Origin of the sequence: Nocardiopsis codii (assembly GCF_036327455.1) — a bacterium.
Lineage (GTDB): Bacteria > Actinomycetota > Actinomycetes > Streptosporangiales > Streptosporangiaceae > Nocardiopsis > Nocardiopsis codii.
Genome location: NZ_JAUZMY010000004.1, coordinates 111,146 through 125,470, shown reverse-complemented (window position 1 = coordinate 125,470; position 14,325 = coordinate 111,146). Strand labels below are relative to the sequence as shown.

Below are 14,325 nucleotides of genomic sequence, written 5' to 3'. Positions count from 1 at the left end.
TCCCGCGCCGGCCCCCGTGCGCCCGTCCGCCGCTACTGCGCCCAGCGGGGTGAGCGCTTCTCGAAGAAGGCCGCCCGGCCCTCGGCCGCGTCCTCCCCGGAGAAGAACTCGGCGGACAGCTCGCCCATCCGCGTGAACGCCTCCCGGCGCCGCTCGGGCGCGGCCAGGGCGCCCGCGCCGAGCTCGCCCAGGAGCTCCTTGGTGCGGGACAGCGCGCGCGGGGCCGAGCCCCGCAGCCCCTGGAGGACCGCGTCCACGGCGTGCGCCATGTCCCGGTCGGGCACGGCCTGGGTGAGCAGCCCCGCCTTGGCTGCGGCGGAGGCGTCGAACAGCTCACCCGTGAGGAAGTAGCGGCTCAGCTGGCGCGAGTGCATCCGCGCGGACACCGGCACGGAGATGATGGCCGGGACCACGCCGATCCGCACCTCGGTGAAGGCGAAGGTCGCGCTCTTGGGCGCGAGCGCGATGTCGGCGGCGGCCACCAGGCCGATCCCTCCCGCGCGGGCCGCGCCGTTGAGGACGGCGATCACCGGTTTCGGGGCGCCCATGATCTGCTCGAAGATCTCGGGGAGCTCGGGGGCGGGCTCGGCGGGGGTGCCCTGGAGCGTCGCTCCGACCTCCTTCAGGTCAGCCCCGGCGCAGAACACCGGGCCCGTGCCGGTGATCACGATCCCGCGCACCCCGTCGTCGGCCACCGCCTCGGCGAGCGCCTCGGACAGTTCCGAGCGCAGCCGTGCGGAGAGCGCGTTGCGGTTGCGGGGGGAGTCGAGGGTGACCGTGGCGATGGCACGGTCGACGGCCAGGGTTACCAGGGGGACGTCGTCCGGGGGCGTCGGGGACGGGTGCTGCGTCATCGCAGGCTGACCTTTCTCCGTGTCCGTCTCCGCGTGTGCGGAGAAGGGGTGTGAACCGCGCGCGGACCTGTCGGACACGACGCGCGTACGCGCCCGGTGGGTGACCGGTCGCGTCTCGCTTGTGGCGGTATGCGCGAATCCGATTCAACCTTAGACGGCCCGAATGTTAAGGCACCACGCTTCGTCACACCCGGTTCGTTAAGTCCCTGTCACGCGTGGCGCACCGGGTGTTACGCAATCCGGCAAAGCCCGCCTTTCCCCGTCGCCGTCCTCCGCCGCGGCCCCCGGGCACACGCGCCGGGGGGCGCGGACCCGCAGGTCCGCGCCCCCCGGAGGAACGGGCCGCCGTCGGGCGGCGGTTCAGCGCGTGGTGGCCGTGGACAGGGCCTCGGCGAAGTGCAGCATGGCGGAGACCGCGGCGGGGCCGTCAGCGGCCTCGCTCACCCGCAGGGTGAGGGGTTCCGCGGTGATCGCGCCCGTGTACCCGTGGTCGAGCTCGCACGTCTCGTCGGCGCAGGCGGCCGGTTCGAGGTCGATGTTGGCGACAGCGCCCCAGTTGACCGACAGGTTGACGCTCAGCACCAGCTCGCTGGGCAGGCTGCCCGGGGTGTACTGGGCCGGGTTGGGCACCACCCGGGTCAGGGCGACCGACTGGATGTTGCCCATCTGGATGCTGTCGGTCGTGGTGGAGGCGTGCGAGGTGCCCTCCGTCTCGTTCGGCGGGTGCTCGTCCGTGTGGCACACCACGAGCCGGGTCTCGGTCAGCAGCATCACGGTGATGTGCCGCCGCATCTCCATCGCCGGGTCGAAGGTCGCCTCATGGTGCACGATGAACGCCTCGGCGCTCTCTCCGCCCAGGGCCTGGGCGACGGCGTCGATCACCAGCGCGGGGTAGTACCCGCTGCGTTCGATCTCCAGTCGCCAGTCCGTGGACACGGCACGTGTTTTCCTCATACCCCTATCCTGCCTCTTTCCCGTGACACTTCGCGACCGGCCGGAGAAGAGGGAGGACCAGCCCCTGATCAGAACGTCACCCCGCGCAACCGCCGCGGCCCCGCGTCCGGACGTACGTCGGGGGCCTCCCGCAACCACATGCGGGCGCCCAGGACGTGGGCGCCGGTGGCGTTGACCAGGACCGGGTCCAGGTCCACGTAGCCGATCTCCGGAAACGCCTCCACCAGCCGGGACACCCGGATGAGGAGTTCCTCCAGCGCCTCCACGTTGGGCTGCTCCGCGAGCGAGGTCGCGCCCGCGGGCAGTCCGAACAGCAGGGGCGCCGCGCGCACCGCGTGGATGAGGTCCGCGGCGTCCATGTCGGTGAGGGGCGCCAGCCGGAACGCCCGGTCGTCGAGGAGTTCGGCGGTCACGTCGGCCAGGCCGAACGAGACCACCGACCCGAAGGACTGGTTGTCCCCCGCCCTGATCACCGTGGGCACTCCGGGCGCGGCCATGCGCTGCACGACGAGCCCGGCCTCGGCGCCGAACCGGTCGTGCAGCGACAGGAAGGCGCTGCGCACGTCCTCCGGTGTGCGCAGGTCCGCACGGACGAACGTGCCGCCCGCGCGCACCCGCAGGTCGGGTGAGTCCGCCTTGACGACCACCGGGTAGCCGAGTTCCCCCGCGGCGACCACGGCCCCCTCGGCCGAGGACACCGGGATGTCCGGGTAGGCGGCGATGCCGTAGCAGGACAGCAGGTCGCGGGCGTCCTCGCTGGAGATCGCCGTCTCCTCGTCGTAGCGGCGCTCGCCGCCGAACCAGGCGATGTCGTCCGCCGACGGCTTGGCGTTCCTGAGCGCGCGGACCAGGGTGGCGCGGGCCCGCGCGCCGTCGATGTCGGGCAGTTCGGGGTGGCGTCCCGGCTTGCGGTTGCGCCACTGCGTGTAGCGGGTCGCGTAGGCCAGGGCGCGGACCGCGTCCTCGGGTGAGGGGTAGGAGGGGACCGACCCGCGCAGGGTCTCACCGCTGTCGCCGACGTGGCGCAGCTCCTCGGGGAGCCCCTGGCGCCCCAGGTAGGTGGCGACGATCGGCTTGTCGGAGTCGAGCGAGCGCGCCCGCAGCACCCGTGCCACGTCGTCGGAGATGGGGTGGAGGGCGGGGATGAAGACGACCACGACCGAGTGGACGTCCTCGGCCGCCAGCGCCGTCTCCAGCGCGAGGTCGAAGTCCTCCGCGGTGGCCTGGGGGCCGAGGTTGACGGGGTCGTGGGGCTTGAGGCCCTGGCGGACGGCCGCGTCCTTGACCAGCAGCTCCAGGGAGTCGGAGTTGCCGATGATGCCCACCCGGGGCCCCTTGGGCAGTGGCTGGTAGGCGAACACCTGGGCGGCGTCGAACATCTGCGTGATGTCGTCGACCCGCACCACCCCGGCCTGCTGGAACAGCGAGGTGACCGCGTAGTCGGGCAGGGAGAGCCCTCCCGCGGCGTGGCCCGTGGGGGTGGTCTGCGCGGAACCTCCGCTGCGCACGGCCACGACGGGCTTCTGCTTGGCGAGGCGTCGCGCCAGCCGGGTGAACTTGCGCGGGTTGCCGAGCGACTCCAGGTACTGGAGCACGACCTCGGTGGCGGGGTCCTCCTGCCAGTACTGCATGAGGTCGTTGCCGGACACGTCGGCGCGGTTGCCCGCGGAGACGAACGTGGACAGGCCCATCCCCCGCTCGGCGACCCGCTGGAGGATCGCCCGGCCCAGGGCGCCGGACTGGGAGAAGAACCCGATCGATCCGACCGGCGGCAGGTCCGGGGAGAGGGTGGCGTTGAGCGAGACCCTGGGGTCGCTGTTGGCGATGCCCAGGCAGTTGGGGCCGACGACGCGCATCCCGGCGGCGCGGGCGGTGCGCACCAGCTCGTCCTGGCGTTCACGGCCCTCCGGACCGGTCTCGCCGAACCCGGAGCTGACCACCACCAGCCCGAGCACGCCCTTGTCGGCGCACTGCTCGACGACGTCGACGACCATGTCGGCGCGGACCGCCACGACGGCGAGGTCGACCTGGTCGGGGATGTCCAGGACCGAGGGGTAGGCGCGCACGCCCACGACCGCCTTGGCCTCGGGGTGCACCGGGTACACGGGCCCCTGGAACTCGCCGCCGAGCAGGTTGCGCAGGGCTGTCTGCCCGATGGTGTGGGCGGTACGGCTCGCGCCGATGACGGCGACCGAGTTCGGGAACAGGAGCCGGGCGATGGAGCGCGACTCGGCGCGCTGCTCGCGGGCGCGCATGACCTCGGTGGAGTCGTCCGTCGGCTGGATGTCCAGGGTGAGACGGATGACACCCTCGTCGAAGGTCTGCTGGGCGGTGTACCCGGCCTCGCGGAAGACGTTGATCATCCGACGGTTCTCGGGCAGCACGTCCGCGATGAAGCGGCGCACCCCCCGCTCCCGCGCGGCCGCGCCGATGTGCTCCAGGAGCACCGACGCCAGTCCGCGCCCCTGGTGGCCGTCCTCCACGACGAAGGCGACCTCGGCCTCCTCCGGCGCGACCTTGTCGTAGCGCACCACCGCGACCAGGGAGTCGGAGATGGTGGCGACCAGGGCCACGCGGTCCTCGTAGTCGACCGTTGTGAAACGTTTCACGTCGCGGTCGGAGAGCTTGGGATAGGGCGCGAAGAACCGGTAGTAGATCGTCTCCGGGGAGAGCCGTGCGTGGAACTCGCGCAGCAGGTCGGCGTCGTCAGGGGTGATGGGGCGCATGTGCGCGGTGCCTCCGTCGGTGAGGACGACGTCGGCTTCCCAGTGGTTCGGGTAGGACTGCACGACTGCGAGACTAGACGACAATCGGTCGAATCCGGGGAAAGTCCATGCGGGCACCGCGAAAACACCGCACCGGGCTCGCCCTGTGCACCCTGCGCGGTCCCCGGTGCCCTTCTCCGAGCCGACCGGCCACGTGGGCCGGGTGCAAGCGACAGAGGGCGCCCGGACCCCGGCGACGCCTTCCACGGCGCCGTTTCGCGCCCCTCCTCCGACGTGTGGCCGGGGCGCGTTCACTTCGTTACACGCCGCTGACGGTTCACCTGTTAACGTCGTGCGAGCACGGATTCTTATAACCCTCGGTGGTGGCTGGCGAAATGACACGAGTGGTCGTGATCGGTGACCTGATGACCGACGCCGTCGCGCGCGCGTTCCACCCGTTGGCCCGCGGCAGCGACACTCCGGCGTCCGTGATCATGTACGGCGGGGGCTCCGGGGCGAACATCGCCTCCTGGCTCTCCGTGGAGGGCACCGACACGACGTTCGTCGGGCGCCGCGGCTCCGACATCACCGGGCGGACCCGTGAGATGGAACTCATGGGCTACGGGCTGGACTCGCGCATGGTGATGGACCCGGAGCGGCCCACGGGCACCTGCGTGGTGATGATCACCCACCGGGGCGACCGCACGATGCTGAGCGACCCGGGCGCCAACGCCCGGCTCCAGCCCGAGGACCTCCCCCGCGACGTGTTCGGTCCCGACGGGCACCTGCACGTGTCGGGGTACACGCTGATCAACGCCGACTCCCGGCGCGCCGCACGGGTCGCGCTGCGGATGGCGCGCGAGAGCGGGATGTCGATCTCGGTCGACGGCGGCTCGCACGCGCCCCTGGAGCGCGCGGGCGCGGAGAACTTCCTGGAGTGGACCCAGGGCGCCCGGCTGCTGTTCGCCAACGTCGACCAGGCCCGGGTGCTGACCGGGCGTGACGAGCCCGAGGCCGCGGCGAAGGTGCTCACCGCCTGGTTCCCCAACGTGGTGCTCAAGCTCGGCCAGGGCGGCGGCCTGTGGGCGTCCAAGACCCGCGACGACTGCGTGACCGCGCCCGCCGAGCCCGTGGAGCCCTCCCCCGGATCGGTGGGGGCCGGAGACGCCTTCATCGCGGGGTTCCTCCCGGCGTGGCTGGCCGGACGCCATCCCAAGGAGGCGCTGGGCCGGGCCCACCGCCTGGCCGCACGCGCCCTGCACCAGCCGGGCGCCCGCCCTGACCTGGGCGAGGGGCAGCCCGTACGCCGCGGCGCCCCCCGCGGCCAGCGCATCCGCTGACCCCGTTCCCCGCGTGCCGCCGGGTCCCCCGGCGACGCCGTTGCGCCGTGCCGGCCGGGACGGCGGTCCGCGGTGCGGCCCGCCGTCCCGGCACCTGCGCTCACCCCCCGGTGGTGGCCAGGGTCAGCGGCAGCACCTCGGGGGCGCCGGCGCTTCTGAGCAGGGCGGCGCCCACGGTCAGGCTCCAACCGGTGTCGGTGTAGTCGTCCACCAGGAGGACCGGCCCGGGTGTCTGGGCCTGGACCTCGGCCAACCGCTCGCGCAGCTCGTCGCCGACGCTCAGGGACGTGTACACCTGGGCCAGGCGCATGGCGCTGTTGTGCCTGCGCTGCTCCCTGCCGCCGCGGTACTCCAGCGCTCCGACCGGGGTCAGCCGGCCCAGCCGTGACAGGCGGGTGGCGAGGTCGTTGATCAGGGCGGGCCGGGTGAGGGACGGCATCACGACGACGCCGACCGGCCTGCGCTCCCATCCCCAGGTCGCGAGGACCCGCACCACGCCCTGGAGCATCCGCTCGTCGACCGGGGCGTCCGGCGCGTCGTCCGCGAGCACGCGCCGCAGCTCGTTGCCCCACCCGATGTCGGTGAGGCGGCCCAGGGCCCGCCCCTCGCCCGCGCGGAGGTCGTCCTTGATCTTCCCGGACAGGCTCACACCCAGGGTGTCCATGCCGGACGGCCACTGCCTCCGGGGGGCGATGGGCGTGCCCGGGCGGTCGAGGTGCTCAGCGGCGGCCTCCTGGCGCCCGGGGTCCACGTCGGTGCTCCAGTACTCGCCGGTGCACACGTCGCAGCGCCCGCAGGTGACGCTGTCGGGATCGTCCAGCTGACGGCGCAGGAACTCCATACGGCAGGTGTCGAGGTCGATGTAGTCGAGCATGGCGCGCTGCTCGCGCTCCCGGGCCTCGGTGACGGCCGCGTACCGCTCCGCGTCGTAGCTCCACGGCCGCCCGGTGGCCTCCCAGCCGCCGCGGACCCGGCGGACCGCGCCGTCCACGTCCAGCACCTTCAGCATCTGCTCCAGTCGGGTGCGGCGCAGGTCCACCCGGGTCTCCAGCGCGGCCACGGAGAGCGGTCGGCCCTCCGCCCCGAGCACGTCCAGGGTCTGGCGGACGGTCTGCTCCGGCGGGAAGGACAGCCCGGCGAAGTACTCCCAGATCTGGGTGTCCTCGCGGCCGGGAAGCAGGACCACCTCGGCGCGCTCCACCCCGCGCCCGGCGCGGCCGACCTGCTGGTAGTAGGAGATCGGGGACTGCGGTGCGCCCAGGTGCACGACGAATCCCAGGTCCGGCTTGTCGAAGCCCATGCCGAGCGCGCTGGTGGCGACCAGCGCCTTGACGCGGTTGGCGAGGAGGGCGTCCTCGGCCTCCCGGCGCTCGTCGGGGTCGGTCTGCCCCGTGTAGGCGAGCACCTCCAGCCCCTGCTCGCGGAGGAACCGGGCGGTCTCCTGGGCCGCGCTGACGGTGAGCGTGTACACGATCCCCGAGCCGTGGACCTTGGGAAGGTGCTCGGCGAGCCAGCTGAGCCTCGCGGTGGGGTCGGGCAGGCGCGCGACGGCCAGCCGCAGGCTCTCCCTCTCCAGCGAGCCGCGCAGCACCAGTGTGTCCTGGCGCTCGCCGCCCGCCTGGAGCTGTTCGGCGACGTCGCGGGTGACCCGCTCGTTCGCCGTGGCGGTGGTGGCCAGGACGGGGACGCCGTCGGGAAGGTCGTGCAGCAGGGAGCGGATGCGCCGGTAGTCGGGACGGAAGTCGTGGCCCCAGTCGGAGACGCAGTGGGCCTCGTCGATGACGACCAGGCCCGCGCCCGCGGCGAGCTCGGGCAGGACCCGGTCGCGGAACTCGGGATTGTTGAGGCGTTCGGGGCTGACCAGAAGGACGTCGACCTCGCCCGCGGCGACGTCGGCGTAGGTGGCCTCCCACGCGGTGGTGTTGGAGCTGTTGATGGTGCGGGCCCGGATGCCGGCCCGCTCGGCGGCGGAGATCTGGTTGCGCATCAGCGCCAGGAGCGGGGAGACGATGACCGTGGGACCCGCGCCCTCGGCCCGGCGCAGCGCCGTGGCCACGAAGTACACCGCGGACTTGCCCCATCCGGTGCGCTGGACGACGAGTGCTCTGCGGTGCTCCGCGACCAGGGCGTGGATGGCGGTCCACTGGTCCTCGCGCAGTCGGGCGGAGTCCCCGGCGAGGGCCCGCAGGTGCGCCTCGGCCTGCTCGCGCAGCGCGCCGCCGGAGGCGTCGGCGGGGACGGTGGTGTCAGCGGTGGGTGTGGCCATGCCTTCCTTGGTACCAGAGCCGGGGGACATCGGAGCGGTCGTCCACAGGCCGACCGCGCGCGGGGCCCCGGTTCCCGCGCAGGCGGAGCGGCCCGCAGCCCGCAGGGAACCGGGCTCCGGGGAAACACGAAAGACACTCCGAGTAACGAAACGGAAACTATCCGTCTTCCCGGCATTGCACTCCCGAGCGGACATCTGAACACTCGACGCCAGGGCTCACGTCTGGGGCCGCTCACATCTGGGAGCGCTCCCGGACCTTCGCGAATGGCATGGCGAAAGGACACGGACATGCATCGACCATGGGGCCGGACCAGCCCTCGACAGGCCTCATCGGAGGCCTCAGCCCACCGCCGGGGAAGGCCCTCGCGCCCCGCGCTCCTGGCCGCCGGAGCCGCCCTCCTCCTCACCGGCGCGGTCACCCCGGCACTCACCGGTCCCGGGACCCCGTCCACCGCGGCCACCACCGCCGCCGCGGGCGCGGCGAACGTCCCGGTGGGCGCGGGCAGCTACACCGACACCCTTCCGGCCGGGGCCTCCGGCCCCTCCGACCTCAGCGGGGCGCCGGTCTCCCCCAAGGTGACCGACGACTACGAGGGCGCCGCCCCCACCAACGAGTGGTGGTCCTCCCTCATCTTCCAGCGCTACCCGGAGAACCCCCACGGCGAGAACCTCTTCGCCCACCCCGCCAGCTACCACCCCCACGAGGGCGGCCTGGAGATGGGCTATCCCGACACGCCCTCGCTCGTCGCCGAGGGCCTCAAGTACGAGCACCCCCACGCCGCCGACCTGTCCCTGGGCGCGGTCGGGCTCGACTCCCCCGACACCCGTGTGGCCGACAGCGGCGACTGGACGGTCACCGCCGAGTGGCAGGGCGGCGGCCCCACCCTCCGCGTCACCATAGGCCAGGGCCTGCCCTTCGCCTACGCCCGGACCAGCGGCGGCGACGCCGAGGTGAGCTTCGAGAGCCCGCCCGACGTCTGGCACGAGGACGGCTCCGTCGTCGGCGCGAGCGTCGACGGCCGCCACTACGCGCTGTTCGCGCCGTCGGGTTCCCCCTGGACCCGGTCGGGCGACACGTTCACCGCCGCCACCGGCGACGACGGCCACTACTCCGTCGCGGTCCTGCCCTCCCCCGAGGACCTGGACGCCTTCGCCCCCTACGCCCACTCCTTCGTCACCGGCTCCGTGGTCGACTACGAGTACGACGAGGCCGGATCCACCCTGACCAGCACCTACCGGGTGGAGACCGAGGCGGTCGAGGGCGACCGGACCGGCACGCTCATGGCGCTCTACCCCCACCAGTGGGACAACGCGGTCACCGACGTGTCCGGCCTGGCCTACGCCTCTCCGCGCGGTGAGATGCGCGTGGCCGAGGGCGGGAGCTTCACCACGGAGCTGACCACCAACGGCGTGCTGCCCAGCCTGCCCACGGCCGACGGCGTGGACCAGGACCGCATGCGTCAGCTCATCGACAAGGTCCTCGCCGACGACGAGCTCTTCCCGGAGCCCGGCGACACCTACTGGGACGGCAAGGCCATGGGCCGTCTCGCCCAGCTCGTCCCCATCGCCGACTCCATCGGCCACACCGAGGCCCGCGACGAACTCCTCGGCCTGGTCAGGGACCGTCTGGAGGACTGGCTGACCGCGGGCGACGCCCGGCAGTTCCACTACGACGCCGAGTGGGGGACCATGCTCGGCTACCCCGACAGCTTCGGAGCCGCCCAGGAGCTCAACGACCACGACTTCCACTACGGCTACATCGTCTCGGCCGCCGCCGTCGTCGCCCGCTACGACCGCGAGTGGGCAGCCGAGGACGCGTGGGGCGGCATGGTCCGCCTCCTGATCCGCGACGTCGCCGCCACCGACCCCGACGATCCGATGTTCCCGCGCCTGCGCTCCTTCTCGCCCTACGCCGGGCACGGGTGGGCGTCCGGGCACGCCGGGTTCGCCGCGGGCAACAACCAGGAGTCCTCCTCCGAGGGCATGCACTTCGCCGCCGCCACGACCCTGTTCGGCTCCCTGACCGGGGACGAGGAGATCCGCGACCTCGGCGTGTACCTCCACACCACGCAGGCCTCCACCGTCTCCCGCTACTGGCAGAACGGAGGCGGCGGCACGTTCCCCGAGGGGTACGAGCACGACGTCGTCGGCATGGTGTGGGGCGACGGCGGCGACTACCGCATCTGGTGGGACGGCGGCGCCGAGGAGCACTACGGCATCAACTACCTGCCCATCACCGCCGGGTCGCTCTACCTCGGGCACGACCCCGAGCACGCGGGGGCCGTCTACCAGTCGCTCGTGGACCGCCTGGGCCGCGAGCCGGAGGTCTGGAGGGACATCCACTGGGCCCACCGCGCCCTCTCGGACGGCGACGACGCCCTGCGCATGTTCGAGGAGCAGTGGCAGACCTACGAACCGGAGGCGGGCAGCTCCAAGCCGCACACCTACCAGTGGGTCTCCACCCTGGCGGAGGCCGGCGCCGTCGACGCCTCCGTCACCGCCGACACCGCCCACTACGCGGTGTTCGACAACTCCGGGACCCGCACCTACACCGCCTTCAACCCCGGCACCGCCCCGGTGACGGTCACCTTCTCCGACGGCGCCTCCCTGGAGGTCCCCGCGGGTGAACAGGCCGTGACCGGCGGCTAGGGCGTGGTCCGTGGATGCTTTCGGTTGACTCGGCGCTTGCGCCGATCGACGCGAGCGGCTTCCGGGCCATCTCTCGCAAGACGAGTAGCGCAGGTCAGCCCGGGTTCGGCTGTCCAAGCGCAGTCGGCGCAGCGAGAGGCAGCCCGGGAGACGCGAGCCCGGAATGATCCGCGGAACGCGGCCTGGAGGAGGCGGCCCGGGCACACGTGTCCGACCACCCCCTGGGGGCCGTCCCCCGGCCCCCAGGGGGCACACCCCCACGTCACGGGGTGTCCGGGAGGCGGACCCCCGGTCACGAGACGGTGCTTTTCGCCCCTCCCTGCTTTCGGGGCGAAAACCACGTCGCAGGCGGTCAAAACCCCTCAGTCGCGCGACTCACACAGTCCCAACCACGCGTCTGCGTACGTTTCAGTCTCTGGCACAGGCCAGAATTACGGACATGGCCCGTACTACTTCCCGTCCCCCCGAGGATCTCGCCGAGAAGATCATCGACATCGACGTCTCCGAGGAGATGCGAGGCAGCTTCCTGGAGTACGCGTACTCGGTCATCTACCAACGCGCGCTCCCAGACGCCCGCGACGGCATGAAGCCGGTGCAGCGGCGCATCCTCTACCAGATGAACGAGATGGGACTCCGGCACGACCGCGGGCACGTCAAGTGCGCCCGCGTGGTCGGGGACGTGATGGGTCGGCTCCACCCCCACGGTGACAGCGCCATCTACGACGCCCTCGTCCGTCTCAGCCAGTCCTTCGCGATGCGCGTGCCCCTGGTCGACGGCCACGGCAACTTCGGTTCGCTGGGCGGCGACGACGCCCCCGCCGCCATGCGCTACACCGAGGCCCGGCTGGACCGCGCCGCCGAACTGCTGGTCTCCTCCATCGACGAGAACGTCGTCGACTTCAAACCGAACTACGACGGACAGGAGACCGAACCCGAGGTCCTTCCGGCCTCCTTCCCCAACCTGCTGGTCAACGGGGCCTCCGGCATCGCCGTGGGCATGGCCACCAACATGGCCCCCCACAACCTGGGCGAGGTCATCGCGGCCGCGCGCCACCTGATCTCCCACCCCGACGCGACCCTGGAGGAGCTCACCGAGTTCGTGCCCGGTCCGGACCTGCCCACGGGCGGGACCATCGTCGGACTGGACGGCATCCGCGACGCCTACCGCAGCGGCCGGGGCACCTTCAAGACGCGCGCCACCGTCGCCATCGAGAAGGTCTCCGCGCGCCGCACCGGTCTGGTCGTCACCGCGCTCCCCTACAACGTGGGGCCGGAGAAGGTCGTCAGCCGCATCAAGGAGCTGGTCCAGTCCAAGAAGCTCCAGGGCATCTCGGACCTGAAGGACCTCACCGACCGCACCCAGGGCCTGCGCCTGGTGATCGAGCTCAAGAACGGCTTCAACCCCGAGGCCGTGCTGGAGGAGCTCTACCGGCTCACGCCGATGGAGGAGTCCTTCGGCATCAACAACGTCGCCCTGGTGGAAGGCCAGCCCCAGACCCTGGGCCTGCGCGAACTCCTCGAGGTGTACGTCAACCACCGCCTGGAGGTCGTCCGCCGCCGCAGCGAGTTCCGCCGCACGAAGCGGCAGGAGCGGCTCCACCTGGTGGACGGCCTGGTCACGGCGCTGCTGGACATCGACCGCGTCATCGCCCTCATCCGCGAGGCCGACGACACGGCGGCGGCCCGCGAGTCCCTCATGGGCGCCTACGGCCTGTCCGACATCCAGGCCCGCTACATCCTGGACACACCGCTGCGCCGGCTGACCCGCTTCGACCGGCTGGAGCTGGAGGCCGAGCGGGAGAAGCTCAACCAGGAGATCGACTCGCTGACCGCGATCCTGGACTCCGACAAGAAGCTGCGCCGCGTGGTCTCCAAGGAGCTCGCCGACGTCTCCAAGGAGTTCGCCACCCCGCGCCGCACCCAGCTCCGCGAGAGCGACGGCGCCGCACGCAGCGCCGTCGTCCCGTTGGAGATGGCCGACCAGCCCTGCCACGTGCTGTTCGGCGTGGACGGCGCCATCGGCCGCAGCAAGGGCGCCACCGTGCCGCGCGTCTACGAGGGGCTGCGCACCCGGCACGACGCGATCCACGTGTCGGTCCCCACCACGTCGCGTTCGGACGTCGGCCTGGTCACCGACCTGGGCCGGATGATCCGCGTCCCGGTGGTGGAGCTGCCCGAGCTGCCGGACCGGGACGAGGAGCGACCGCCCCTGGCCTCGGGCCTGGACGTCGGAGAGTTCGTCCAGCTCGAGGAGGGCGAACGCGTCGTGTCGGTGGTCGCGATGAACGCCTCGGGGCACGGATTCGCCGTGGGCACGGTCGGGGGCGTGGTCAAGCGGGTCGCCCCGGACTACCCGCCCAACAAGGACGACTTCGAGGTCATCGCGCTCAAGGACGACGACCGCGTCATCGGTGTCACCCAGCTGTCCTCGGGCGAGGAGGACCTCGCGTTCATCACCTCGGAGGCGCAGCTGCTGCGCTTCTCCGCGGCCACCGTGCGCCCGCAGGGCAGGCCCGCGGGAGGTGTGTCCGGCGTGCGCCTGTCGGAGGAGGCACGCGTGCTCTGGTTCGGCGCCGTGCCGAGTCCCGAGGACTCGGTGGTGGTCACCGTCTCCGGTTCGTCCGACGCCCTGGACGGCACACAGGCCGGTTCGGCCAAGGTCACCCCCTTCGAGACCTATCCGACGAAGGGCCGCGCCACCGGTGGTGTGCGCTGCCACCGCTACCTCAAGGGCGAGGACACCCTGCTGTTCGGCTGGATCGGCCGGGCCCCGGCCCGCGCCTCGCGGGCGGACGGCAAGCCGGTGCGCCTGCCCGATACGAGCGACCGCCGGGACGGGTCGGGTGACGCCCTCCCGAGGGCCATCGTTACTGTTGGTAGCGGGCACACCGACTCCGGGATCACGGTTCCCGGGGCGGGCGCCTGATCTCGTCGCAACGTGCCGTGCACATCGGAGTGCTTCGATGTGCACGGCACATCTGCGACCAAGGACAAGGGAGTGACTCCACATGGGAGACAACAGCGGCGCCGTCCCCTCCTCCGGCGCCTTCGACGACGTGTTCGCGGCCAACGCGGACTACACGGCCGGTTTCTCGCTGGCCGGGCTCAAACCGGTCGCCGCGCGCGGCCTCGCCCTGGTGACCTGCATGGACTCCAGGATCGAGCCCCTGGACATGCTCGGCCTGGAGCCGGGCGACGCCAAGATCCTGCGCAACGCCGGCGCCCGGGTGACCGACGACACCCTGCGCACCCTGGTCCTGGCGGTGTACCTGCTCGGGGTCGAGCGGGTGCTGGTCCTGCCGCACACCCGCTGCAAGATGGCGTCCGTGGCCAACGACGACGTCGTCCACGACCTCATCCAGGAGGAGTACGGGGTGGACACGCGGAGCCTGGAGTTCCACACGAACAGCGACCAGCTGGGCGCCCTCCAGCACGACCTCGAGCGCATCCGCCACCATCCGCTCCTCCCCGCCGGCCTGCCCGTCGCGGGCGCGATCTACGACGTGGACAGCGGGCGGATCTCCCCGACGGAGCTCTGAGGGCACGGGCCGGGACGG

General features: G+C 72.2%; 8 protein-coding genes. 4 read left to right on the top strand and 4 right to left on the bottom strand.

The annotated features are described in order from the left end of the window. Positions 1-32: 32 nt before the first annotated feature. The 3 genes from Q8791_RS05850 to Q8791_RS05840 all read right to left on the bottom strand — a co-directional run bounded on the left by Q8791_RS05850 (position 33) and on the right by Q8791_RS05840 (position 4,597). Positions 33-854 carry an enoyl-CoA hydratase-related protein gene (locus Q8791_RS05850; protein WP_330090544.1) on the bottom strand — a complete coding sequence of 274 codons (822 nt, stop codon included), beginning with the start codon at positions 852-854 and terminating at the stop codon, positions 33-35. A 360-nt stretch (positions 855-1,214) separates the two neighbouring features. Then, on the bottom strand, positions 1,215-1,790 hold the full coding sequence (locus Q8791_RS05845; RefSeq protein ID WP_330090672.1) for a DUF5998 family protein: 576 nt from the start codon (positions 1,788-1,790) through the stop codon (positions 1,215-1,217). 86 nt (positions 1,791-1,876) lie between these two features. Continuing rightward, on the bottom strand, positions 1,877-4,597 hold the full coding sequence (locus Q8791_RS05840; protein WP_330090543.1) for a bifunctional acetate--CoA ligase family protein/GNAT family N-acetyltransferase: 2,721 nt from the start codon (positions 4,595-4,597) through the stop codon (positions 1,877-1,879). A gap of 320 nt (positions 4,598-4,917) precedes the next feature. On the opposite strand from Q8791_RS05840, the gene Q8791_RS05835 reads away from it, so the two are divergent. Beyond that, the gene (locus tag Q8791_RS05835; RefSeq protein WP_330090671.1) at positions 4,918-5,853 is read left to right on the top strand and encodes a carbohydrate kinase family protein; all 936 of its coding nucleotides are present in this window, start codon (positions 4,918-4,920) and stop codon (positions 5,851-5,853) included. 100 nt (positions 5,854-5,953) lie between these two features. Here Q8791_RS05835 and Q8791_RS05830 read toward each other — a convergent pair whose 3' ends face one another. Further along, on the bottom strand, positions 5,954-8,119 hold the full coding sequence (locus Q8791_RS05830) for a RecQ family ATP-dependent DNA helicase (protein ID WP_330090542.1): 2,166 nt from the start codon (positions 8,117-8,119) through the stop codon (positions 5,954-5,956). A 288-nt stretch (positions 8,120-8,407) separates the two neighbouring features. Here Q8791_RS05830 and Q8791_RS05825 point away from each other — a divergent pair, with 288 nt between their 5' ends. The 3 genes from Q8791_RS05825 (at position 8,408) to Q8791_RS05815 (ending at position 14,307) form a co-directional block, all read left to right on the top strand. Next, positions 8,408-10,768 carry a glycosyl hydrolase gene (locus Q8791_RS05825; protein WP_330090541.1) on the top strand — a complete coding sequence of 787 codons (2,361 nt, stop codon included), beginning with the start codon at positions 8,408-8,410 and terminating at the stop codon, positions 10,766-10,768. Between the two features lie 439 nt (positions 10,769-11,207). Continuing rightward, on the top strand, positions 11,208-13,694 hold the full coding sequence (locus tag Q8791_RS05820; protein ID WP_330090540.1) for a DNA gyrase/topoisomerase IV subunit A: 2,487 nt from the start codon (positions 11,208-11,210) through the stop codon (positions 13,692-13,694). 82 nt (positions 13,695-13,776) lie between these two features. Continuing rightward, positions 13,777-14,307, top strand: coding sequence for a beta-class carbonic anhydrase (locus Q8791_RS05815; RefSeq protein ID WP_330090539.1), 531 nt, complete (start codon positions 13,777-13,779; stop codon positions 14,305-14,307). The last annotated feature ends 18 nt before the right edge of the window (positions 14,308-14,325 follow it).

Coding starts and splice junctions, on each gene's coding strand:
- Q8791_RS05830 (WP_330090542.1), bottom strand. CDS start 8,119: ATGGCCACACCCACCGCTGACACCACCGTCCCCGCCGACGCCTCCGGC.
- Q8791_RS05820 (WP_330090540.1), top strand. CDS start 11,208: ATGGCCCGTACTACTTCCCGTCCCCCCGAGGATCTCGCCGAGAAGATC.
- Q8791_RS05850 (WP_330090544.1), bottom strand. CDS start 854: ATGACGCAGCACCCGTCCCCGACGCCCCCGGACGACGTCCCCCTGGTA.
- Q8791_RS05825 (WP_330090541.1), top strand. CDS start 8,408: ATGCATCGACCATGGGGCCGGACCAGCCCTCGACAGGCCTCATCGGAG.
- Q8791_RS05815 (WP_330090539.1), top strand. CDS start 13,777: ATGGGAGACAACAGCGGCGCCGTCCCCTCCTCCGGCGCCTTCGACGAC.